The organism is Acinetobacter sp. BWR-L5, from assembly GCF_039655985.1.
Taxonomy (GTDB): Bacteria; Pseudomonadota; Gammaproteobacteria; order Pseudomonadales; family Moraxellaceae; genus Acinetobacter; species Acinetobacter johnsonii.
This window is the reverse complement of record NZ_JAGFEV010000002.1, coordinates 130685-156006: the sequence shown is the minus strand read 5'-3', so window position 1 is coordinate 156006 and position 25322 is coordinate 130685. Positions and strand designations below refer to the sequence as shown.

The following is a 25322-nucleotide window of genomic DNA, read 5'->3' as shown; positions in this document are numbered from 1 at the left end:
CATGGATAACTCACTTTTGATCCCACAGCCAGGTTTTCGTTTTTATTTTAAAGAACATCCCGATTATATTTTTGAAATTGGCTCTGTAACCTATAACTCCATACGATATGCAGCAATTGCTGGTGGAAAGTCATTTTCAATAACCCCTAATGAATTTGATAACCGCTACAAAAACGGTGAAATTCTATGCATATTTGCACCTAATAAGCTGATGATCAACCCTAAATATAACTCAGAAATACACCGTAAAGAGCGCTATGTCATTAGTGCACTTCAAGTTCTAAAATCCCCGACGAGCCCTCAACATCTATCAAAACTCATTCAGCAAATCTCCACTGAAATTAAAGATCCCAACCCTCCTTCCTGCCGTACTGTAGCAAGGTGGATTACTAAATATAAGAATTTTTCGCAAAATAAGCTGTGCTTACAAGATAAATATAAAGGCAATCATCATTTAAGATTTCCACCTGAGGTATACCAAATCCTGAATCAAGCAATCAATGAGGTTTATTTAAAGCCCGAATACAGAAGTGGTAGAGACGTACAAGCCTATATGCTTGGTCGATTCATGGAACAAGGTATTCCATTAGAGCAATTACCAACACTTAGAAGCATTCAACGCCATATCAAAAAGTTGGACCCTTATATTGAATTAAAAATAAAGAAAGGGTCCCGAGTAGCGAAGAGAAAATTTCAAGCTGCTGGCAAAAGTATCATTAGCCCTTTTGCTCTTTATATGGTCGAAATCGATACACATTATCTCGATATTATTATAGTCGATCCAAAGAGTAAGATTGCTTTAGGACGACCATTTCTTGCTTGTGCAATTGACGTTTATTCAAGAGCAATTGTTGGCACTTATATTAATATGTATCCCCCTAGTGCTGCTACAACATTAGAAGTTATTAAGGACATGATTACGAGGCCAAATCAAAAGCTGCCAGGAGGAATTCCTAGTATTATCATTCCAGATAATGGGGTTGAATTTAAAAACAACTCACTCAATAGAGTATGTGAACAACTGAAAATCACATTAACCCCTTCACAAGTTGGTACACCAAATAATAAACCACATATCGAACGTTTTTTTAGTACGTTGACCCATGGAATTCTGCAAAAACTTCCTGGAACAACATTCTCAAATCCAATAGATAAGGGTGAATATAATTCAAGTAAAGTTGCTCAACTAACTTTAGAGCAATTAAAACAATATATAAATACATGGATTCATGAGATTTATCATAAATCTATTCACCATACGACTGGTCGCTCACCTCTCATTATGTGGCAAGATGCTATTGAGGATATTCGACCCAGTTTTTTCACTGAAATAGATGCAAAAATTTTATGTCGTAGACCTATTGAAAGAAGCATTAATCACGGTCAAGTCAATATAGATGGTATTAGTTATTGCTCACACGCACTCACTACGCTACAAGCCCAAGGCATAAAGAAAGTCACTGTACTTATTGATGATTTAAACTTAAATGAAGTTTATGTCATTGATCCTTATAATAAAGATGTGGTCATTCAAGCAGATTCAACAAATCAAGACTATACATTTGGTTTATCGCGAGTAACTCACCTTGAAGTTCAAAAACTAAAAAAATTTCAATCTCAATCGGATAGGCAAAAGCTTGGTCAAATGTCAGATTTATATCATCTATATAAACTGATGCATGAAATACAAAGTAATCTCGTGAGAAAGAAACCAAGATTAAAGCCTCTTACTCTAGAACTTCCAAAACAGCTTAAAAAGCTTGAAGATCAATTGTTTTCTGAAAAAGACGAAATTTTAGAACAATCAGTTACATCTAAAAATACATCATCACCTGCGAATCAATTTGGTTCTTTGGAGGTGATTAAACATGGAAAAATTTGAAAATAGATTTGAACAAATTCGATCTATTAACAATATTGTCATAACTTCCAATGAGTTTATGGCAGCTTTTACTGGCATACAGGACTGTGTCAAAAGAAGTATCTCTTTTAGTGAACCTGTAGGAAGTATGTTACTAGCGGAAGGAGGACTAGGTAAAACGACCTTGTGCAAAGCAATCTTAAGTCTAATGCCATGTACAGAAAGAATAGAACAGGATCATAAGAAATCTATCATCCCTGTATGTTATGTCGAAGTACCCTCACCTGCTACAGTGAAGTCATTAGCCATAATGATGCTCAAAGAGCTTGGTGATCTTACCTGTGAAAATGGATATGGGACAACTGAATACCTGACAAGCAGACTTATTCACTTACTTGAACAGTGTGAAACTAAGCTTATCTTCTTAGATGAATTCCACCATTTATTCGAGCGTAAACCTACCTCAACAAGAATGAATCGGACTACAGGCAATTGGCTTAAAACCTTAGTGAATAGAACTGGAATTAGTTTTTGTTTAGTTGGTTTACCCGAGTTTGTACCGCTACTTCAAATCGATAGCCAAATTGCACGTAGATTTCCCTTTATTTACCACCTCAACCCATTAATTGTTGATCCCTCAAAGGGCGGAAGCATGTTTGCATTTCTTGCTGAAGTTTCAAGAACACTCCATAAGCAAAATATCTCTTTCTTACCAGCACTTGATAGCCAACTCGTAGGCATGCAAATTCAATTAGCTACGAAAGGCTATCACTCATACATCATGAGCCTTATTCGAGAGAGTATTACGCATGCCTTAAGCGATGGTCGACAAATCATTAATTCGAATGATTTCAGTTACGCCTGGGAATTAGGTATTACGTTATACATTAGTAAGCAAAATAAAAACCCCTTTGAAATGAACATCTCACAGATCACTTCATTAATGAATTAAATAAAATCATGCAAAATACTCTTTTAATACAAGCTATTCCATATGAAGATGAATCACCGATAAGTTTCTTATTAAGGACTACTGAACTTAATGCACATAGCTCAATCTTTAATTTAGTTGGCAAAGAAAACTATCAATCCATCATTAAGAAATCAATGAATTATCATCTTGCTGATGAAACCCGTTTTCACTTGGTTTTGAAAGCATTGAATATTGATAACTCTTATGCCTCTCTAGCATTTGAAAGATCAGGGCCTACTAATAGATCTCCACGAGTAATTGGAGCAATTGAAGTAACCCATGAGCTACTAGAGTTAAACTATATACGTTACTGCCCTATTTGTATTTCAGAGAATGCGTATCTTAGGAAAGTATGGATGCTAAAGCCTATATATGCATGTCCAATACATTCTTGCTTTCTCATTGAGGCTTGTCCTCATTGTGAGAAACCGATTAGATCAAGAGCTGGTGTTAAAAAATGTGCAAACTGCGGTTTTGAATTAAATAAAGCCCCAATAGTGATGGCTAAATCTATTGAATGCATTTACTGGTTTATAGATGTCCTTAATTTCAACTCCAACAAACTATTTAAAGAGTTCGCAGCTTGTTGGAAAGCTTTTAACGAATTCTTCAAGTTAGATGGATCAAATACTAATTTGAAAATATTTCTTAAAGTTCATGAATACTTTAAAAAACCTGAAATTTCGGCCTTAAAACTAAGTGCTCTGATCAATGCTAGAAGTAGTAATTCTCATCCTAGGATTCAACTATTACCATTTTTAAAGTATGAGCGTTTTTTCAAAAAACACATCAAAGTTGTTGAGGAAAATGCTAACGAATACAAAATTAGTAAAAATAGTATTGCTAGAAAACTGAGAAATCATGAGATAAAGCGCATCCTAAAAGTTTCTCGTTTTGAACTTGAGAAATTGATAGAAAGCGACTACCTAAAGCTTGGTAAAAAAGAACTTTATTATGGAAATATCTCAAGCATAGATATCGAACGCTTTCTTATCAGATTGGATTCCGAAGTTGAATCCACATTCGATACTCACGGTTCGTTTCAGATCTTTAATGAAAGCTTTGGCTTAAAAGAGATTGCTGAAATTTTAAAAATCAATTATGAAACCGCTAGAAAACTAGCAAAGGTGGGTTGGTTTGATTCAGAAAAAAACTATCAAGTTATAGATAGCTCAGGAAAATACTCAAAGCAAAAGCTTCATGAATTCCAGAGAAAATACATGCTAGTTGCACCATTAGCTAAACAGCTTAGGGTAAATCCTACAAATCTCGTGGAAAAATTAGGATCATTAAATATTATGCCTATTCATGGTCCCCATACTGATTCGACACCAATTAATATTTTTTTAAAAACAGATCTTCAATCTATCAGTTCAAACGATATAGACATGATTCAACACTATCCAACTCGTACAGGTAGGCAAAATGAAAAGTTTAAATCTATAACCACCAGTAAGGATTACTACTCGTTAAAAGATGCTGCTGCTGTCTTAGAAATTAGCTCCAATAAAGTTGCCGTACTCGCCCAAAAAGGAATTCTTAGCAAAGATGAGAACAATCCTTTATCAGTTCAAATCAAAGCTGATTCGCTTTTTAATCTTAAGAACAAACTAAATAGCCAGGAATATATCCCCTACTTAGATGCAGCAAAGCAATTGAATTGTCCCATTAACTGGATGAAAAAATATTGGTGTGAAACTGGATTTTTAAATATCGAGAATTTAATTTATTGGAAGCTTATCAATAAGAGCGAGCTAACTAAAGTATTGAAGCTAAAAGAAGAATTCATTACTGGAGCTGAGGCAAGTTTAATGCTGAGTATGCGTCACTCTCATATCACTAACTTACAAAATCAGGGGCTCATCGAGCCTTATTACTATGGTAAGACTAAAAGCAAGATTCGACTTTTTAAAAAATTAGATATTTTAAAATTGAAATATTCAAAATAAATTGTCCTAGTTCATCCCCCTTAGCTGTATATTTTGGCTTAATATAATATTAAGCCATTTCTGATAACTGCTTTTTTAACTTATCAATTCTAGTAGCTAAACTTTCTGTACAATTTTTATGCTTTTCATAAAGTGGATTACTTTTATTGTACCAGCCATCGAGTATCTCTTTAGCTTCTTGGTATTCGCTTTCTAGTTCAAGGATTCTGCTTTGTAGTGCAACCTTCTTATCCCACTTTGCTAATAATTTGGCTTCAATTTCCTCAAGGGTCATTTTTCTGTTTTGACTATTTTTAGCTGATTGATAAGCCTGCTGTTGTTCTATAGCATTTACATTCGCGCCGATTCGTCGATTACCACTCATTTCACAACCTTTACAGAAAGATTTTACTGCAAGCAGAATAAACGATTGTTTAAAGAATAAATAGCAACAAAATCTGTACCATTTAATATGTTATTTATTCTTTGTATTGGGATCTTCTGACAATCAAAAGTGCCTCATTTGGAATCTCAACTTTAACTTTTATTTTAACTTCACCTCCATTTTTGTTGTTGATTTTAGTTGTATATTGAATTAAAGCATTCTTTCCAACTCCTTTTAAGAGAATTTCACTTCCTTTTATCTCAATGTATTCACCCTTCTTTTCACCATGTTTTGACTGTGGAAAAAAATCTTTAAACCCTGTTTTAATATAGATTAAGCTATTTTTCTCATCTTCTCTTACAGAACCTAGTGCAATATTAATAAAAATATTTTTCGTCTTTTCAGCATAAAAAAAATACAAAGAGCTAGGGAAAATTAAAATATAAAGCATCATCATCAAAAGCCTTATATTGGTCTTAACATCCCCATTATCTTGTAATTTTTTATTACTCTTCCAATCATCTATAAACTGGCAAATACAAATATTTAAAAGAATACTTAAAAAAACCATTACCAATAGGTTTATTGGTTTACCATCATAGAAAGCAAAAATAAAAATAAAACTAAAAAAATAAACTAAAATTTTTAAAGCACTTTTACCTATCGTATCTGTAAGACTATGAAATTCAATATTGGTTAAGAAAAAACTTCTTAATTTTATAAAGCTCCACGTTCTAAAGGACAATATAAGTTTTAGAAAACTTCGAACCAATTTTATAAAAAATATAAAAACACTTCCCAGCGCATAATGTAACCCTAGGAAAAACACATAAACAAATAAAAATTTTATTGTAATTAAGAAAAATAAAAGGCCATCGCCTAATGATAAATCCGTAGGAAAGTAATCAATATGCCAAAAATATATAAGGATGAGGCAAATACCAATACCTATAGTGAACTTAGCAATAAACCCACTGTTATCAACAATTAGCTTAATTTTCTGCAATAAAAAAACAGTAAAATTCACATAACCCTCATTTTATATTTTCATTAATAGAAAATAACTTTCTTAAATTTAATATCTAATATAATGTAAAAGTATTTTTACAGTATTTACATAAGTTTAATTACAGGATCAGTTAATTCTTAATTCCTAAAGAAAGATTTAATAAATCTCCAAAGCTTCAATAACCAGCTATCTCGATCTGGTAAATAATTAACTTCCTGCTTATTCTTACTAGCAATATAATTTTGTTTATCAAACCTATCTTTTGTTTGGATGTTAGTAATTTGCCTTTGTGTAAATCTATTAGCCCAAATAACTCGATTATTCGTAATAAAATAATGTGATTTACAACGATAATTCCAGTTCCCTATAGATGGTCTAAGTGAAACCCTATTCATATCTTTTTTTAGTTGCCAGTCAACTGGTGAGAGAGGTGTAACCACCTCCTCACCACACCCACAACAACATTTATGAATAGCAGTTTGATAAACCTCACTGATATACAGCTTACCCTCTTCAATAGTTTCGGGAATAAACTCTACATACACTGGTGTAATATTTTTAACTGCCATTTACTATTCCTCAGGGCAATCATCACGTGTCAATGATTGGAAAGGAATTACCAGATTCAAATTATGGGCATTCAATTGATCAAGATAAAATCCCATAAACTGTTTCCATCGCATTACAGCTAAGGCCGCATTTAAAGCATTAAGATCAGCAACTTGTATATTACTTCGGTATATAGCATCTTCATCATCATCTTCTAAATTTAGTCGTGATGACAGATGACTATTCAAAGTATCAGTCGCAAGAGTAACCCGACAAGTACCTCGTAATTGTGGATCACCGACCACACCATTAGCTATCTCAACCCCCATCCCCACATCAATAAACGGAATCCCTTTTTTAATAAGATGGTCTGTAATAACTCGACGAGCTATTCCCTTATCTACAGCAACAAAAACAAAAGTACATTCATTCAATTCATGCACATTTTGCTCATCTAAGAAGTAATCATGAGTAAAAATACCCTCTCTCATCGCTGAATATATCTCACGAAAATATTCAACTTTCTTTGGAAAAGCTTGAAGTTGCTCTAATGATGCCGCTCCAGGGGCTCTAAACGCATTATGTGGTTCAAAGCTATCAGCATCAAATAAGTGAATCTCTTGAACTGGAGTTTTAGCCAGCAAGTCCAAGATAAAACTTCCTGTCCCCCCAACACCAACAATCCCTATACGAGAATCTTCTAGCTTCTGAGTGATAGCTGTAATTCCTACACGAGATGATGCTGTATCTGGATAACAAAATACTGAACGTTCATCACGTTGACCATGTACTACACCAGTACGACCATCAGCATTTGCATCAACAACACGAGCTTGGCTAACGAACAACGTGTGATAATGAACTACCTTGTCATAAAAATTAGTAAAAGATTGACCATTTGGCTTATTTGATAAGTAATAATCCACATTAAAATCATCAAATAGAATTATTTTTCTCTCACTATTTACAACCTCAAACATTTCCTTACCAGTTGCATCATGGGGATATTCTCCCTTGAAGTACATGGTATGGTCTTGAGGCTGTGTTTCAATTTCTCCATTTTCAACAAATGGACAAACTAAAGTCGCTAATTTTACTTCACGTGACTGATTGAGGTAAGGAATAGAGTGCACCAGCAAATGCTGGCGCTGGATATCAATTTCAAAACCGTCTTCAATCAATCGCTGTACTGATGGATTAAGAACGGTTTGTTTTATTGACATCGAATTTCATCCCATTTCGAATAGCTACTGACTGCCCTGCAACCAAAGTTCCATCAGCTGTTTGTGGTCCAACATATGCGACTGTATATACAATATTTGGATCAACTTGACCTGGGAAAGCCAGCTCTAGAACTTCTTCATAACTAATTCGCTCACCATAAACTTTTTTAGGACGAGCATTGACGATAATGTTGACGAACTTGTCTTGATTACCTTTACCATTTTCTGAATGTTGTGACATTGTGTCATTCCTTCATTATTTGTTGGCAAGGTCCTTTTATTACGGTTATAATAATCTTCGCCAAAAGAAAACCGTTTAGACCTTGTAATTTAATTTTTAATTAGATTGCTCTAACTAGACACTAAAGCCTCGATGTATCTTCATTGGGGCTTTTTTAATGCTCAAATAAATTAACTCATGAGATGGTACCTCCTTTACTTACAAAATTTTCAATTCACTCTTTCAACAATTGACAACTGTTAAAGAACAATTCTTGACCACCACCCATGATCACATAATCATTTTGATCATGTCAAGTGGTAATTTTGATTATTTTATGAGATAGTAATGATCGTATATAATTATTTAGTAATGACAGAGGTTTTATACAATGGAAGAAAAGAAAATTAATAAAAACTTGGAAGAAAGACTAAGATTTATAGAATTAACTTTAAGATTCAAAGGCTGGTGCTCTAGATCAGACCTAACAAGAAAATTTGATATATCATTACCAGCCGCAACTCGGGATTTCAGAGAGTATAAAGATTTATGCCCAAACAATTTGAGTTTTAATGAAGTTGAAAAGCATTATGAAATTAATTTGCATGAGTTCGTTCCTCATTTCCCAATCAATTTTAAAACAGCAGTAGGCTTCATAAGAAATAGTACTAATTCAAAGACTATAGGGCTAAGTGAATTCGACTCTATCCAATCACCTCCAAGACTTTCTGAGCCTGATTTAGATGTTCTGTTAAAAATAACTAGAGCAATTTTGGGTAACACAATTATAGAGACTGAATATTTTTCAGTAGATAATGGTTTCTCCAAAAAAAAACTTGCACCACATTCTTTAATCGATAATGGATTAAGATGGCATGTAAGAGCATATGATTATGAAAAATGTAGATTTGCTGACTTCGTTTTAACACGATTTAAGAATGTGCAAGAAACCAAAATAAAAGTAGAAAAAAATGAATCTAGGTCGCAGGATAGTCAGTGGAATCGACTTGTTAGATTAGAACTCGTTCCTCACCCTAACCCTAAAAATGTTCAGTGCCCTGAAACATTAATGTATGACTATAATATGGAAGATGGTGTAAAAGTAGTAGAAGTAAGAGCTGCTGTAGCTGGCTATTGGTTACGTCTATGGAATATCGACTGCTCAACTGATCACTGCCTAATTGGAAAAGAATTTCATCTTTGGTTAAGAAATTCTGTAGCTTTATATGATGTTAATAGTGTTTTTCTTGCTCCTGGCTATAAGAACTAATGAATTATACAAAGTAAGTTCAGCTAATAAAAATAGTTATAAATAAAAGTTACTTTTCGAAAATGACAGAGGATGTGTCGCAAAACTAGAAAAATGACAACTTATGTGTCGCTAATCAATGTCATCATGCGTCGTAAAAACATCTAAGTTATTGATATTAATAAACGAAAAATGACAAACAATGTGTCGCATGACGGTCACGCGACACATATGTTGTCATAGAAAAAGGCTGCTATTTGCAGCCTTTTTTTATTAGAAACAAATTATCGTAATTCTTTGATCATAGTATTACCTTGTTGATCTAAAGACGTATATTGAATTCGAGCATAATCAACCAAATCTTTAGGATAGTAAGGTTTATCTCGATAGCTACTATCATCTATTCTTGATATAACAGTAACCGCTGCTGCTTCCCATGACCAATACCCATAATAGCTAACTCCAGATCTTATGTCTGGTTGAGGATGTTGATCATAATAAGGTTCTCGGCGGCTCGCCTCATACCAGTCTTCTAGGTATTGCAGCATTAAAGCTGGACGCTGTTCAGGTGAAGCATTAAACACTTTAATGAGCTTACGATAAGGCAAATGTCGTCTTGCTTCATCTGGTGGAGTTCCACGATCTGCAACAAAAGGAGCAACTAAACGTTCAATTAATCCATCTTTTTCCTGTCCTTCAGGCGTTGCTTCTACATAGTCAATGATTGGCATAATACGATCCATCTGATCCGCATAGCCAGTCAACAGTCCAAAACAAATCAGACGTAAAGCAATATACCAATAGTCTTCTGTTCCTAAACTGATATGCCAAACATATCGACCATCTGCCTCTGGGCTTTGATGATATTGACTGTGAATTTCGGCATATTCTTCTGTCCAGTTTAAAAGATATGGATAAAGTTCCTGAATAAATGCAACATCTCCACCAGCAGAGTACTGTAATGACATTAAATCCAGTACATCAATAATACGTCTTCTACACGCTGCCATCATTTTATTGGATTTAGCATTTGTCTTATATTTTTGAAAACCGTCAGTTACCGCATAAATACCATTTAAAAATTCATCAAAACTTTCCTGATAATCTAGTTCTGTTAAATAATTATCTCTAAAATTTTCATGAGCTAATCTTTTTTGATTAAACCACTGTTCACAATCAATATTTAAATCATTTGTTTGGTTATTCAACTTTCTTACTCCGGCAACATATCATTTGGTAAAAGTAAAAAACCATCCAAATGAGGATGGCTTTTTCTAAAATGATTAAATTATTTCTCACCATCCCAATACCAATATACTTCTCCCCAATCTAGCTCGATAAGTGCAGGAACAATCTCACCTTGTTTAAAGTATTGTCGTAAATCTGGTTGTGCTGGTGTTCTCCAATAACCTGTTTTAATACAAGCTTCTCCACCCTTAACTTTCATTCGTTCTAATTGTTGATCATCTAAAACTACTTTTGACTGTGTTCGAGCAAAATTAACCAAATCTTTTGGATAGAACTGATGTTCACGATATGACGTATCATCTATATCCAGCAACCACGTTACCGCTGCTGCTTCCCATGACCAATAGCCATAGTAACCTCTTCCTGATCTTAAATCAGTTTGAGGATGCTGATCATAATAAGGCTCTCGGCGGCTCGCCTCATACCAATCTTCTAAATATTGCAGCATTAAAGCTGGACGCTGTTCAGGTGAAGCATTAAACACGTTAATCAGCTTACGATAAGGCAAATGTCGTCTTGCTTCATCTGGTGGAGTTCCACGATCTGCAACAAATGGAGCAACTAAACGTTCAATTAATCCATCTTTTTCCTGTCCTTCAGGTGTTGCTTCTACATAGTCAATGATTGGCATAATCCGATCCATCTGGTCTGCATAGCTAGTCAACAGCCCAAAACAAATCAGACGTAAAGCAATATACCAATAGTCTTCTGTTCCCAAACTAATATGCCAAACAAATCGTCCATCAGCATCAGGACTTAAATTATATAAATGGCTTGCTTCTGCGTACTCTTCTGTCCAATGAAGTAGATATGGATATATTTCTTTTAAAAACTCAAGACTTCCGCCTGCCGAATACTGTAAAGACATTAAATTTAAGACATCGTTTAAACGCTGATGACCTGCCGCAATATAGCCACCATATTTTTTTTTCATTTTTATAATTACTAAAACCATCCGTTACGGAATATATCCCATTCACAAATGTATCAAATCTTTTGCTATACATTTTTTGTTCAAGCAAATTATCTCTAAATAAAGCAGGGTCTTTTATTTCTAAACTTAACCACTTTTGCCAATCTATTGTCTGCTCATTTACTTGTATGGACATTTATTAACGCTCCAGCATGTCATTCGGTAAAAGTAAAAAAACCATCCAAAAGAGGATGGCTTTTCTCAAATGATTAACTTATTTTTCACCATCCCAATACCAATATACTCCCCCCCAATCCAGCTCGATAAATGCAGGAACAATCTCACCTTGTTTAAAGTATTGTCGTAAATCTGGTTGTGCTGGTGTTCTCCAATAACCTGTTTTAATACAAGCTTCTCCACCCTTAACTTTCATGCGTTCTAATTGTTGATCATCTAAAACTACTTTTGACTGTGTTCGAGCAAAATCAACCAAATCTTTTGGATAGAACTGATGTTCACGATATGACGTATCATCTATATCCAGCAACCACGTTATTGCTGCTGCTTCCCATGACCAATAACCATAATAGCTAACTCCAGATCTTATGTCTGGTTGAGGATGTTGATCATGGTAAGGTTCTCGACGGCTTGCCTCATACCAGTCTTCTAGATATTGCAGCATTAAAGCTGGACGCTGTTCAGGTGAAGCATTAAACACTTTAATCATCTTACGATAAGGCAAATGTCGTCTTGCTTCATCTGGTGGAGTTCCACGGTCTGCAACAAATGGAGCAACTAAACGTTCAATTAATCCATCTTTTTCCTGTCCTTCAGGCGTTGCTTCTACATAGTCAATGATTGGCATAATCCGATCCATCTGATCCGCATAACCAGTCAACAGTCCAAAACAAATCAGACGTAAAGCAATATACCAATAGTCTTCTGTTCCTAAACTGATATGCCAAACATATCGACCATCTGCCTCTGGGCTTTGATGATATTGACTGTGAATTTCGGCATATTCTTCTGTCCAGTTTAAAAGATATGGATAAAGTTCCTGAATAAATGCAATATCTCCACCAGCAGAGTACTGTAATGACATTAAATTTAAGACATCTTTTACTCTTTGATGTCCAGCAGCCATCATTTTACTGGATTTAGCATTTGCCTTATATTTTTGAAAACCGTCAGTTACTGAATAAACACCATTAAGAAAAGCATCAAACCGCCTTTGATACATATCTTCTTGTAAGAAACTATCTCTATATTTTCCATAATTTAGTATTTGTTGATTAAACCACTGTTCCCAATCAATATTTAAATCATTTATTTGGTTATTCAACTTTCTTACTCCGGCAACATATCATTTGGTAAAACAAATTCCAATTTAATACCATGTGCTGTCACTGTACGTGTACACTTCGGTTTATCAAGTCCTTTACATTTTTGATGATGATCAAATTTGTCCCCAGTAATAGTTACTAAACTACGATCATAAGGACAACGGACAGCCATTGTTTGTCTTTTACCATTTTTAAATACTCTTTCTGTTGATGGCTTAAAATCTACTCGTCTCCAAGCTTCAATAGCTTCAATTAAACTATCATGTGCAGGAATAATTCTTGCTGATTCGATTTTACTAGAAACCCAGAGATGTGACATTTGCACGCCATCTCCCACAGTCGTACCTACGGAACGCTTTACTTTATCGTCTTCGTCTGAAGCCATATAAACATCTAAGCCCATTTTCAAAGCCATCATTGCAGCTTTGGGGGTCATCAATGATCTGTGACTTAAAGCATTGGTCGCCTTACTGTCGGTTACTCGGTATTTATGTCCTAATCTTGCACTATGCCATACATGATCAATCCCGTTGTGACCTTTATCATAATATTCATAAAGCACACCATTGAAATTGATTTTAGTTCGACTTTTCATGCGCTTAACATAGTAGTAATCCGTTATATGTTCACCACCAGAGCCTAACTCTTGATTTGAACGTCGTCTTCTCTTTCTTTGCTTTCTTTTGGTTGAATTATTTTGTGTGCCAGCATTCGCCGTATTTCCACCAGTATTTTTAGGTACACTGCCATTTGGCGGTGTGTGAGGCGCAGGTTGTTGATTCGGTTGTCTAGGAGTCTTTGCTGCTGGTGTTGAGGGTGCTCTCGTCGTCACAACTGAAGCTCGGGCTGTTGTATTAGGATAAGGTGTGCCTAACGCTTTTTGGTGTGCAGCCTGTAATTCTTTCATTACCATATCAATTTTTTGATTGGCCACTTTTTTCATTTGCTTCAACTGAGTAACCAAAGTTTTTAATCTGGCTTGTCCCAATACAGCTCTGGTTAACCAGCTATCAAAAACATCAGTTAAACCATCAATAATCTTGTTACAGGTCGTTTGCAGCTCTTTGGTATAGGTACTCCAGTTTACATTTCTAAACCACTTATCAACATTCCCTCGCATGGTTTTACTTGGAATCGCATCTAAAATAGCCCCCATCGCTTTACCTGAGCGTAATTGCTTAAAGACAATTTTTAACCCGTCTCCAGCGACAGGAATAAATGCCACAAGATTAAAAACCAAATCAAACCAGTTGTCTTTCTCTTCTGGTTTTTCAGCTATCTTCACTACAGAAACAATGACATTCCCAACGTCTACCCCTTGACCAATAAAAGGGATACAACCAATCACAACAGCAACAATAATCTGTGCCGGGCTTGATCCACTACCATCAAGTACCCCTTTAATCCATTGAGCTGCCGACTCCTCACCTTTCTGAGTGACTCTCATTGTTTGAGATGTTGTTCTTGCAACAGCTGTATTCATTGTTCATCTCCTAGCCTTAACCCAGAAGTTGAATCCTCGCTGCTCAATAGAATTTCTTCTGCATCATCCTCCAGTACATCCTCTGTATTATTTTCTGATGCAATTAAATGTTCTTCATAATCACTAATATGATCATCATATTCGATATCATCTCCTTTGATCATATCTTCAATCTCATCAGGAAAATATTCATCTAATAAGGTTGCTAATTCTTGTTGATTATATTGTTCAATGAGTTGTTCTGCTTCTGTGACACTCATAACTTTCCTATCTTTAAAAGGATTAGCTACTTTTTCTTTATCAGGCTTTGCCTCTACATGACTAAATCCATAATAAACTTTGGATTGTGTTTTATCTCCAGGAATAGGAACCTTAGCATAGCCATTTGAATCAAGTATTCCTTCCTGAGAGGTACCATCAGAAAATATTAACTTATAAGGTGCTTGGATTACTGGCTTTAAATCATCATAGACATATTTTAACTCCAGTTCTTTGGGCAATAGATTTAGAGCTGGCAATGCTGGAAAATTAGGTGAAACACTCGCCCCCCCCACAAACAAATGCTGTCCCGCCTTAACCTCAAACTTTCCACTAGTTGTTGCAAAGACTCCAGAACTATTAATCTTAAGTTCCGAACCATCAGCGATTAATTTAATTTCTTTAGGGCTGGTAATGTAAATGGCATCTTCAGTTGAAATGATCTGTACACCTTTACGTGCTATCAAATCAGCCCCATCTGCTTGAGCCTGTATTTCAACTTTGCCTTGACCTGCATAGAATTTCGCACCGTCCTGTGCTGCAAACAAACTGATTTTACTTTGTGCATGTGCAAGTAAATTCTTTTGGGTACTTAAATTAATACTGTCCCCTGCACTGTGACCAATTTGACCATCTGCTGAAAGGTGAACATCTTCATTTGTAGTCAGAGCAATCGAATGAGGTGAGGTCAATATCATTAAAGCTTGTTTAAATGCTTTTGCCTTCGCCTCACTTTCTTGTTCAATTTGTTCAATAAACTCTTTTAGATTATCCAGTATTTCTAATGGATCGGTTTGTTGATTTTTAGCAACTTCACTTAAAGCTTTTGAATTACTTAGACTAGATTCAAATTGTGATTTCGTTTCAGAAGCATCAAGATGATGACCATTTGCTGAATCTTGTCGATAGGTAGAAAGTAATAAACCCTGTTTAGCTCTGAGTGCTCCCCACTGGTCAGTACGTAGTTCAAAACCTTCACCTCGCCCTTCACTCGTGTCCGTTTCTTTAGGATGGCTCAAATTCCCTAAGTTCAGTTGTGTCGCACCATGACTGCTTTGTAGCTGGGTGCTGATCTGACCCGTCGTGTCATCAAAACGTAGTTGCCCAAAACCCTCGCCTTGAACCTCTTTTGATCGAATCCCAGCCAGTTTTTTGGTATCAGGCAATTTGCCTGTATTGTCAAACTTGCTTGGATGACGTTGTGCTTCATGGATGCGCCCCACGACAAAGGGTCTGTCGATATTGCCATCAAAGAAGTCGATAACTACGATTTCACCAATACGCGGTAAGAAGCGTGCACCATAACCTTCACCTGCCCAAGGTGTGAGCACATCAACCCAAGCAGAATCTGTGTCATTGTCATTTGAACCTGCACCGCCATCGTGAGTATTGTCTTCACTACGCGTGAACAGGAAACGGACTTTAATACGCCCCCATTCATCCACGTGAATTTCTTCACCACTTGGTCCAACCACTTTCGCGCGTTGTGGTGATGCAATAGGCCGTTGTCGCAGCGGATTGTACTCTGGAACAATTGTGATATTACGTCGTTGTAAGACGAGGTGATTGGCTTGGCGTTCTTCTTTATTATTTGTTGTAATTTCAACCTGTTGCCAATTGGTTTGTTTCAGCAAAGCTGTGATTTGATCGGTCAAATCTTTAGGTAAATTATTCTGATTATAGAATTTTTTGGATGTGATTAAGAATTCTTTGTCTGAGCCACTATGCTGATCAATTTCAGGGTGCTCATTGAGTTCAAACCAGTAACCCACTTGTGCATCTCGTACGGTCGAGGTAGCCATAAATTGCTTGGCTTGTAAGTCGTAATAGTGACCAAGATTTTGATTAAACTTTTCTATCTGACTATTGCCTGATTTGGTCGTTCCATCTTCACCTTTAAGATCTTGTATCCATGCAGGTGAGAAATGCCACGCTTGCTCTAAACCTAGGCTGGCGTTGTCTTGATTATCACTATGACTATGTTTGCTTTGAACTGAACCCGCACCTTCTTCTACTTCTAAAGTGTTTGCTTGCCAATGCTGAATATGCACAGATGTTGGTTGTATAGAACGCTGCCCGACCAAATTTGTAATCGAATCACTGCTTTCTACAGCACTGCTACGATGGAAGCGAATATTCTGGCGCTCTAAACTTTGATATTGGGCGTTGTCATCAATCAGTCTAAGTTTTTGCGGCTGAATGGGTTCACTTGAACTGGACACTTTGAGCTGAGACTCATCAATAAGCCAGTTAATCCCCTCTGAAGAGAGCAGCCTTTGAATAAATTCACTATCCAATTCATTTGCTTGCATAATGAATGGGCGCACATCATATTCTTTACTTAAACCACTTTTATCCAAAATCAAACTTGAAGCAAATAAGGGACTACGTTGCTGCCACTCGGCAAAAATGGTTTGAACTACATCAACAACAGACTTCGCCATGAAAACTCTAGAATTACGTCGATGCTTCCATAAGGCTGTCGGGTCTTCCACGGTTAAACGGTATATAGTTAAAGCGCCATCGCTTGCCCCCACATCCGCCTTGGTGATGATGCCTGAAATACGATTGAGTTCTGATTTATCAGTGACAATATCGACAGCCACCTGACTACCAATAAATTGTTTTAACGGAATATGAGCGGAGGTAGATAAGCAAAGGAGCTGTAACTCTATACCTGCATTCAGTTCATGCGTTCCATCTATGCGCTGAAGGAATACTTGTTCGTTAAGCGAAGTATTGCTGAACTGAATATGAATGGCACGTTTTTGTGCACTAAGTCCAAATTGCTCTATTGCAGCATAAATATTATTGGGCATCGTTATTATTAAATTTCAAGTTGTGGCTGATTGTACAAAAGTCTCAAAAATTTTCTTTAATTTTTTGTAACTTTAATAGATTTTTTAAGTTTCAGAGCCTTTTTTTCAATAAATGACCGATCCATCTGTAAGTTTCTATTTTTATAGTTTTGATATTATCCCAGTCATATTCAGCTTAACCCCATTCATTCCTTTATCCACTCTAGAAATATTAAAGTTTTTCAGTTAATACCAAACCACTAAAATTTTATTTTTTTCATACTGGTTTGCAATTTACTCAACCTTCATTTAACCCGTTAACAATTACAGCCTTCTACATAACCCGCAATTCTTGAAGCTGTTGCTTATCAGGATAATATAGGCATTCCCCCCATAGATGATACAGTTGGCTACTACCAATAGCTTATACATAGTAGCAATTGATCTGCTATCGACAGACAGTTTAGATCATCACCTTATGCAGGATAAATACAAGTTAAGTACATCAATTATTATTCGAAAAAAAGACCCAGCTATTCACGTCAGATGTTTGAATTGAGATCCAGCCTGCTTATGTATATCAATATATGGCATAGAATTAATTACACAGGAAAGATGAGAAAATCTGAATGCAAAATTATAAAAATAATAGTTTATTATAAGTTATACGCGTGATTTATTGATTATCTCTGCACATTCCAACGGTTGTATTAGTCACGAATTAAATGAAGCTTGCAACTTTTCAGATTTGGTATAGTTCAAATACATTAAGTTATACATAAAAATTAAAAACTGAGTGTGTATAGTTTCTTTGAATCATCCTATTTTATAATATGTTTTAACCTCAATTCTTTTGCCTTTAATTCACATAAAAACGAATATGATTTAAACCCTATTTTTAAATAGTTTAACGTCAAACTACCCAAGGCTTGATCATAAAAAGCACCATTAGCTCCCCTATGCGCTTGTTTTGGTGCAACTCTAAAAACACTTAGAATCACTCAATCAAACCAAAACCTTAAACCCAACCAATTGATTTATAACAATTATAACCAAAGATAAATCAAATTGATTAGATTGGCATAGATTCTGCATTTTTGTATTCCATCATGTATACAAGTTGGAATGCAAAAAATGAGTCAGAACAAATGCATTGGCTGGACACTTCAAGAATGGCAAACCGCTTATCTCAACCAAGATATTCATCTTGAAGATTTAATCGACTATGTAGCGCAATTACCACAACCTGATCATGCTTGGATTTCAATTGCTACGACAGAAATACTTTCCCAACAAATTGAAGCCTTAAAGCAAAAAGTAGAGCAAGCCACAGAGCTCAGCAAAGAATTGCCTTTATACGGTATTCCATTTGCAGTGAAAGATAACATCGACGTTGCTGGTTTTGTCACCACGGCCGCATGCAAGGCCCTGACAACTGTTGCTACGCAAGATGCTGAAACCATTCGCCTGCTTAAAAATGCAGGGGCCATTGTTGTAGGAAAAACCAATTTAGACCAATTCGCAACTGGTCTCGTAGGGACACGCTCTCCCTTTGGTGCAGTCAGTAACACGTTTAATGCTGACTATGTCAGTGGTGGCTCTAGCTCTGGTTCAGCCAGTGTTGTTGCTCGTGGCTTGGTGCCCTTTGCACTCGGAACAGATACTGCAGGCTCTGGCCGTGTTCCTGCTGCATTTAACAATATTATTGGACTAAAACCCACCAAAGGTCGTTTTTCAAATCGTGGTCTACTCCCAGCCTGTAAAAGTTTGGACTGTATTTCGATTTTTGCTTTAACGGTAACAGACGCCGACACCATTGCCCAAATGGTAGAACACTACGATGCGCTAGATAGCTATTCACGCCAGCATCCAAAGACTGCACCTGTGAAACTCTCGACTAAGCCACATTTTGCTATTCCCCAAAAACTGGAATTCTTTGGAGATGACCAAGCTAAATATGCCTTCCAACTGGCTGTAGAACAGTTAAAAGTTCTCGGTGCTGAAATTACTGCAATTGATTTTTCGGCTTTTGAACAATTAGCAGCCCAACTCTATCAAGGCTCATGGGTGGCAGAACGTACCGCAGCGGTTGCCGAGTTGTTGGCGCAGCAGCCTGAGGTTTTCGATCCGACAGTACGTGCAATCATTCAAAAAGGTCATGATTTTAGTGCAGTTGATGCCTATAACGCGGAGTACTTAAAGCAAGAATTAAGCCGAAAAATTCAAGACACTTTGGCCCAATTTGATGCATTGATTGTTCCCACCTCTCCAACCATTCATACCCTTGCGGAAATGGAACAGTCACCGATTAGTCTGAACTCTGAGTTTGGGACTTATACGAATTTTACCAACCTCGCCGATTTAAGTGCCCTCGCCCTGCCCGCAGGTTTCCGCACCGACGGTTTACCTTTCGGCATCAGCCTAATTGCACCTGCATGGTATGACCAAGCCCTGATTGAATTTGGAAAAATTTGGCAGACGCATTTGAACTTAAAGCTGGGGGCTTTAGACCGCTATGCATCTACTCCAAAGCTACAGCACACAGTTTCTCCACATCATATCCGTGTTGCTGTGGTTGGGGCGCACCTGACAGGAATGCCGCTGAACTTCCAATTGCTTACACGTAATGCTGTGCTAGTGGAAACCACACATACCGCTGAGCACTATGCCCTGTTTGCACTGAATGGCACGATCCCACCTAAACCCGGTCTAGCCCGAGTCGATGAACACGGTCAGCAGATCATTGTTGAACTGTGGGATGTACCCACCGCTCGCTTTGGAGAATTTGTCGCAGAGATTCCGACACCACTGGGCATGGGCAATGTCGAACTGGCAGACGGTCGATGGGTGAAAGGTTTCATTTGCGAACCTTATGGCTTAAACGATGCCGAAAACATCAGTCACTTTGGTGGTTGGCGCGCCTATATCCAGCACCGTAACAATTCAAAAGTAGAACAAGCTTAGTCAAATTTAGGAATTTTAAAATGTTTAAAACTGTATTGATTGCAAACCGTGGCGAAATTGCCGTACGTGCAATTCGCACTTTAAAAAAACTGGGGGTGACTAGTGTAGCGGTATATTCAGACAGTGACCGTTACGCACAACATGTCAAAGACGCGGACATTGCCATTGCTTTAGACGGCTTAAAACCATCTGACACTTATTTAAGCATTGAAAAACTGATTCAAGCCGCACAAAAAACAGGGGCTGAAGCTATTTTCCCAGGCTATGGCTTTTTATCAGAAAGTGCTGAATTTGCAGAGGCTTGTGAGAAAAATAATATTGCCTTTATGGGGCCAACCGCGACACAAATTTTAGAGTTTGGTTTAAAACACCGTGCACGTGAACTTGCGGCTGCTGCACAGGTTCCTATGACACCAGGGACAGGGTTACTTGAAAGCATAGAGGAAGCAATTTCTGCGGCTACAGAGATTGGTTATCCCATCATGCTGAAAAGCACCGCAGGCGGTGGTGGTATTGGTCTCACCCGCTGTGATAATGAACAAGCCTTAGTTGAAGCTTATGAAAGCGTCAAACGTTTAGGCGCACAATTTTTTAAAGATTCGGGCGTATTTTTAGAACGTTTTATTGACCGTGCACGCCATGTCGAAGTTCAGATTTTTGGTGATGGTCAAGGTCAAGTGGTTGCATTGGGTGAACGCGACTGTTCATTGCAACGTCGTAACCAAAAGGTGGTGGAAGAAACCCCTGCTGCTCATCTGCCCGAAGCCACACGTCAAAAAATACATCAAGCAGCAGTTGAACTCGGCAAATCGGTCAATTATCGCAGTGCAGGTACGGTCGAATTTATTTATGATGCTATAAGTGATGAATTTTACTTCCTTGAGGTCAATACCCGACTACAAGTGGAACATCCTGTCACTGAGATGGTGACGGGTTTAGACCTGATTGAATGCATGCTTAAAGTCGCTGCGGGCGATACACTGGATTGGACTGCACTTAGCAACATCCAACCGCAAGGTGCGGCAATTGAAGTGCGTATTTATGCAGAAGATCCAGTTAAAAACTTCCAACCCAGCCCAGGTGTACTGACCGAAGTTGTATTTCCAGACAATTGTCGTGTTGATACATGGGTTTCAACAGGAACAGAAATTTCGCAATATTTTGACCCAATGATTGCCAAAATCATCGTACATGCGGACACCCGTGAACAAGCCATTGAGCAACTAAAAAGTGTGCTCTCTCAAACTCGTTTAAATGGCATCAGCACCAATTTAGACTATGCACATAGCGTGATCTCTGATGAACGCTTTGCACAAATGCAAATCTGGACACGCTTGCTAGATGACTTTGACTACGTACCGAATGTGATTGAAGTACTCCAAGCTGGCACGCAAAGCTCAATTCAGGACTTTCCGGGACGTGTTGGCTATTGGGATATCGGTGTACCACCATCGGGTCCTATGGATGACTATGCTTTTCAATTGGCCAATCAAATTGTAGGGAATGATGCTAGCGCTGCAGGTTTCGAGTTCACCCTGCAAGGCCCAAGCCTCAAGTTCCACCAAGACAGTGTGATTGCACTGACAGGTGCGCCATGCCCTGCGCAACTGGATGATAAGCCCGTGACCTTTTGGCAACCGATTCACCTTCGCGCAGGTCAAGTACTCAGCTTAGGACAAGTAGAATCTGGTTGCCGTAGCTATTTAGCCGTTCGTCATGGACTCGATGTCCCCCTATATTTGGGCAGTCGTTCGACTTTTGCTTTAGGGAACTTTGGCGGGCATGCAGGACGCGTGCTTCGTGCAGGTGACATGATCAAACTCGTCAACACAACCCATCCAAATAGCGATATCCCTTTAGCCACACAAGAACCACAGGCTTTACCTTCAGCACTGATTCCAAGCTATGGCAAACAATGGAAAATTGGGGTGCTGTATGGACCACATGGTGCACCTGACTTTTTTAAACCCGAATATATTGAAGAGTTTTTTGCATCCGAATGGAGCGTACACTTCAATTCCAACCGTCTAGGCATCCGACTATCAGGGCCAACACCAAGCTGGGCACGTGAAAATGGCGGTGAAGCAGGACTCCACCCATCGAATGTCCATGACTGTGAATATGCCATTGGTGCAATTAACTTCACAGGCGACTTTCCTGTCATTTTAGCCAAAGATGGGCCAAGCCTGGGGGGCTTCGTTTGCCCTGTAACTATTGCTAAAGCTGAACTTTGGAAAGTGGGTCAGCTTAAAGCCGATGATAAAATCAGCTTTTATCCTTTAACTGTTGAACAAGCCAATGCCTTAGAACAACAACAAATTGAACGGATCGAAAACTTTGCCGACGCAGTGCTTCATTCTGAGCCCCCAAGCAATGACATTCCACCATCCGCAATCCTTGCCAGCTTAGAGGCAACTGATGTGTCTCCACGCACGGTATACCGCCAAGCGGGTGACAGCTATATCTTACTGGAGTACGGTGACAACGTTTTAGACTTGGCGCTACGCTTACGCGTCCATCAGCTCATGCAACTCATTCGTGCAGCCAATATTAAAGGCATATTGGAACTGTCGCCTGGTGTACGCTCGCTGCAAATCAAATACGATGGACTCACGCTTCCACAGCATCAATTGATCGAATTTCTACTCAAGCTTGAACAGCAAATGGGAGATTTAAGCCAAATCAAGATCCCGTCACGGATCATTCATCTGCCGATGACATTTGAAGACAGTGCAACTTTAGGTGCCGTTGAACGCTATCAAGAAAGTGTTTGTGCCAAAGCACCTTGGCTACCGAACAATGTCGATTTTATTCAACGCATCAATGGTTTAGACAGCCGTGAGCAAGTCAAAGAAATTATTTTTAATGCCCATTACCTCATTTTAGGTCTCGGTGATGTTTATCTCACCGCGCCCTGTGCAGTACCGATTGACCCACGCCATCGCCTATTAAGTTCAAAATACAACCCTGCACGTACTTTTACCGCTGAAGGTACCGTAGGCATTGGCGGCATGTATATGTGTATCTACGGCATGGACTCTCCGGGAGGCTACCAACTGGTCGGACGCACCCTCCCCATTTGGAATAAGTTTAAAAAGAACAAACAGTTTGGCGACAAAGAATGGTTCCTAAACTTCTTTGATCAAATCAAATACTTCCCCGTATCTGAGTCAGAGTTAGAGCAATGGCGTGCCGACTTTGAAAATGGTCAAGCACAAATTCAAATTGAAGACACTGAATTTGACTATGCAGCGTATTTACAACTGCTTGAAGATGAAAAAGACAGCATTGCCGAGTTTAGAGCACAGCAACAACACGCTTTTAGCGCTGAAGTCGGCTTATGGAAAGAAAGCATTGATCATCAAGAACATTTGATTGCAGAAATACCTGATGAGACCGACTACAGCGCCTATGCAGCGCTACATGCTTCGATGACCGGTAATATTTGGAAAATATTAGTGGAACAAGGTCAGATTGTGAAAAAAGGGGAAACCATTGCTATCATTGAAGCCATGAAAATGGAATTACCGGTATACGCTGCGGATGATGGTACTGTCAAAGCCATTATTTGTCGGGCTGGACAGACCGTTCATAGCGGTGAACCTTTGGTTTATATGGAATAGTACATGCCCAATATGACACGTGCAGGTTCAAGTTCAGACAATTTGTCTGAACTGGTTTACCAGCAAATAAAAAACGATATTTTTGATTTCAAATTGATGCCGGGTGAACGTTTTACCGAATCCGAAATCGCCTTGAGTTATCAGGTCAGTCGTACGCCTGCACGGCAAGCGCTATATCGACTACAACAAGAAGGCTATGTAGAGGTAGCATTTCGTAGTGGCTGGACTGTTCGTCCGTTGAACTTGCAATACTACGATGAGCTTTATGAGCTGCGCATCATGATTGAGCAGTACGCAATTCGAAAGTTATGCAGCAGTACATCTCAGCCATCGAAGGAAATGAAACACCTACACAAAATTTGGATGGTTGCACCTAAGCAGTATCTATCGAGTTTAAAAGCCATGGCGAAAATTGATGAAGATTTTCACTGTGCATTGGTTCGTGCCATTGGCAATCAAGAAATGATCAAAATTCACCAAGAGATCAGTGAAAAAATTCGCATTATTCGTCGCCTCGATTTTTCAAAAACAGATCGGATTGCAGCCACCTATGCGGAGCATCAAGCCATTTTGAATTATATAGCACAGCAACAGACAGAGCTTGCCGTTGAAAAGATCAGTGCTCACATTCAACAAAGTCGAGATGAGGTAAAAAAAATTACCTTAGGTATGCTCAGTCAGCATGCTGTTGTGAAAGCAAGTCGCTAAGCACTCGATCAACATTCCACTCTCAAATAGAAAAGGCGCTTCATGCGCCTTTTCTTCAACCTTTTAACTTAAGCAGGAATACGTAGGACTTGGCCTGGGAAAATATCATCTGCATCTTTCAATAGGGGACGGTTGGCCTCAAAAATTTTATTGTACTGGTTGGCATCACCATAAAATGTTTTGGAAATTTTCGATAAGTTATCCCCCGATTTAACCGTGTAGAACTTACTTTCAGGTTCAGGGCTCGCCACAGTGAGTTGATCATCGACTTGTGCCACATGGTCAATATTACCGACGGCTAAAACAATCTTTTCTTTATCGGCTTGAGTCTGAACTTGCCCTTTCACGGTCGCCAAATCCGTGGTGGAGTTATAGCTAACTGAAAGTCCCGTCACAGGTAAGCCCAATGCTTTGATATGACCCAATAACTTGTTGGCAATTTCTTGAGCAGATGGCTCTGCTGGTGTGCTTGGTGCAGCTTGAGGCTCGGCTGCTGCTGTATTTTTCTTACCAATGCCTTTAACAAAATCAAAAAGACCCATGTGTATGCTCCATCTTGTTATATCAGTGTTGTTATAGTGAATGCT

17 protein-coding genes and 1 pseudogene are annotated in these 25322 nt (G+C 38.1%); 7 read left to right on the top strand and 11 right to left on the bottom strand.

Features of this window, described 5'->3' with window-relative positions; genetic code table 11:
- Position 1 precedes the first annotated feature (1 nt).
- Genes JZ787_RS04230 through JZ787_RS04220 form a run of 3 tightly spaced genes read left to right on the top strand, consistent with a single transcriptional unit; the run spans position 2 to position 4783 of the window.
- Positions 2-1882, top strand: a complete 1881-nt coding sequence (locus JZ787_RS04230; RefSeq protein ID WP_346311753.1) for a Mu transposase C-terminal domain-containing protein — start codon at positions 2-4, stop codon at positions 1880-1882.
- Positions 1869-2813: a TniB family NTP-binding protein gene (locus tag JZ787_RS04225; protein ID WP_346311752.1), complete on the top strand. Its 945-nt coding sequence runs from the start codon at positions 1869-1871 to the stop codon at positions 2811-2813. Before JZ787_RS04230 ends, JZ787_RS04225 begins: the two co-directional genes overlap by 14 nt.
- Before the next feature lie 8 nt (positions 2814-2821).
- A complete protein-coding gene (locus JZ787_RS04220; protein ID WP_346311751.1) occupies positions 2822-4783 on the top strand; it encodes a TniQ family protein in 1962 nt (653 codons plus the stop codon).
- Positions 4784-4832: 49 nt separating this feature from the next.
- On the opposite strand, the gene JZ787_RS04215 is transcribed toward JZ787_RS04220, so the two are convergent.
- The 5 genes from JZ787_RS04215 to JZ787_RS04195 form a co-directional block, all read right to left on the bottom strand.
- Positions 4833-5147 (bottom strand): hypothetical protein, encoded by a 315-nt coding sequence (locus JZ787_RS04215; protein WP_346311750.1) that lies wholly within the window; start codon positions 5145-5147, stop codon positions 4833-4835.
- A gap of 94 nt (positions 5148-5241) precedes the next feature.
- The gene (locus JZ787_RS04210; RefSeq protein ID WP_346311749.1) at positions 5242-6174 is read right to left on the bottom strand and encodes a hypothetical protein; all 933 of its coding nucleotides are present in this window, start codon (positions 6172-6174) and stop codon (positions 5242-5244) included.
- A 119-nt stretch (positions 6175-6293) separates the two neighbouring features.
- Entirely contained in the window at positions 6294-6725 is a 432-nt protein-coding gene (locus tag JZ787_RS04205) for a DUF6527 family protein (RefSeq protein ID WP_238953461.1), read from the bottom strand.
- 3 nt (positions 6726-6728) lie between these two features.
- Complete coding sequence (locus tag JZ787_RS04200; RefSeq protein WP_346311748.1) at positions 6729-7928, bottom strand: ThiF family adenylyltransferase; 1200 nt, start codon at positions 7926-7928, stop codon at positions 6729-6731.
- Positions 7903-8169, bottom strand: a complete 267-nt coding sequence (locus tag JZ787_RS04195; RefSeq protein ID WP_346311747.1) for a multiubiquitin domain-containing protein — start codon at positions 8167-8169, stop codon at positions 7903-7905. The genes JZ787_RS04200 and JZ787_RS04195 overlap by 26 nt, the downstream gene beginning before the upstream one ends.
- A 370-nt stretch (positions 8170-8539) precedes the next feature.
- Here JZ787_RS04195 and JZ787_RS04190 point away from each other — a divergent pair, with 370 nt between their 5' ends.
- The gene (locus JZ787_RS04190; protein WP_346311746.1) at positions 8540-9418 is read left to right on the top strand and encodes a WYL domain-containing protein; all 879 of its coding nucleotides are present in this window, start codon (positions 8540-8542) and stop codon (positions 9416-9418) included.
- Between the two features lie 263 nt (positions 9419-9681).
- Here JZ787_RS04190 and JZ787_RS04185 read toward each other — a convergent pair whose 3' ends face one another.
- The 5 genes and pseudogenes from JZ787_RS04185 to JZ787_RS04165 all read right to left on the bottom strand — a co-directional run bounded on the left by JZ787_RS04185 (position 9682) and on the right by JZ787_RS04165 (position 17461).
- Positions 9682-10578, bottom strand: a complete 897-nt coding sequence (locus tag JZ787_RS04185; RefSeq protein ID WP_346311907.1) for a PoNe immunity protein domain-containing protein — start codon at positions 10576-10578, stop codon at positions 9682-9684.
- Between the two features lie 107 nt (positions 10579-10685).
- A pseudogene (locus tag JZ787_RS04180) lies at positions 10686-11754 on the bottom strand (PoNe immunity protein domain-containing protein).
- 78 nt (positions 11755-11832) lie between these two features.
- On the bottom strand, positions 11833-12900 hold the full coding sequence (locus JZ787_RS04175) for a PoNe immunity protein domain-containing protein (RefSeq protein ID WP_346311745.1): 1068 nt from the start codon (positions 12898-12900) through the stop codon (positions 11833-11835).
- Between the two features lie 5 nt (positions 12901-12905).
- Complete coding sequence (locus tag JZ787_RS04170) at positions 12906-14384, bottom strand: hypothetical protein (RefSeq protein ID WP_346311744.1); 1479 nt, start codon at positions 14382-14384, stop codon at positions 12906-12908.
- Positions 14381-17461 (bottom strand): type VI secretion system Vgr family protein, encoded by a 3081-nt coding sequence (locus tag JZ787_RS04165; RefSeq protein WP_346311743.1) that lies wholly within the window; start codon positions 17459-17461, stop codon positions 14381-14383. The genes JZ787_RS04170 and JZ787_RS04165 overlap by 4 nt, the downstream gene beginning before the upstream one ends.
- Before the next feature lie 1113 nt (positions 17462-18574).
- On the opposite strand from JZ787_RS04165, the gene atzF reads away from it, so the two are divergent.
- Genes atzF through JZ787_RS04150 form a run of 3 tightly spaced genes read left to right on the top strand, consistent with a single transcriptional unit; the run spans position 18575 to position 24735 of the window.
- Complete coding sequence (gene atzF / locus JZ787_RS04160) at positions 18575-20404, top strand: allophanate hydrolase (protein ID WP_346311742.1); 1830 nt, start codon at positions 18575-18577, stop codon at positions 20402-20404.
- Positions 20405-20424: 20 nt separating this feature from the next.
- Positions 20425-24027, top strand: a complete 3603-nt coding sequence (gene uca, locus JZ787_RS04155) for an urea carboxylase (protein WP_346311741.1) — start codon at positions 20425-20427, stop codon at positions 24025-24027.
- A 3-nt stretch (positions 24028-24030) separates the two neighbouring features.
- Positions 24031-24735 carry a GntR family transcriptional regulator gene (locus JZ787_RS04150; RefSeq protein ID WP_346311740.1) on the top strand — a complete coding sequence of 235 codons (705 nt, stop codon included), beginning with the start codon at positions 24031-24033 and terminating at the stop codon, positions 24733-24735.
- A 68-nt stretch (positions 24736-24803) separates the two neighbouring features.
- On the opposite strand, the gene lysM is transcribed toward JZ787_RS04150, so the two are convergent.
- Positions 24804-25277, bottom strand: coding sequence for a peptidoglycan-binding protein LysM (gene lysM / locus JZ787_RS04145; protein WP_004695352.1), 474 nt, complete (start codon positions 25275-25277; stop codon positions 24804-24806).
- Positions 25278-25322 lie beyond the last annotated feature (45 nt).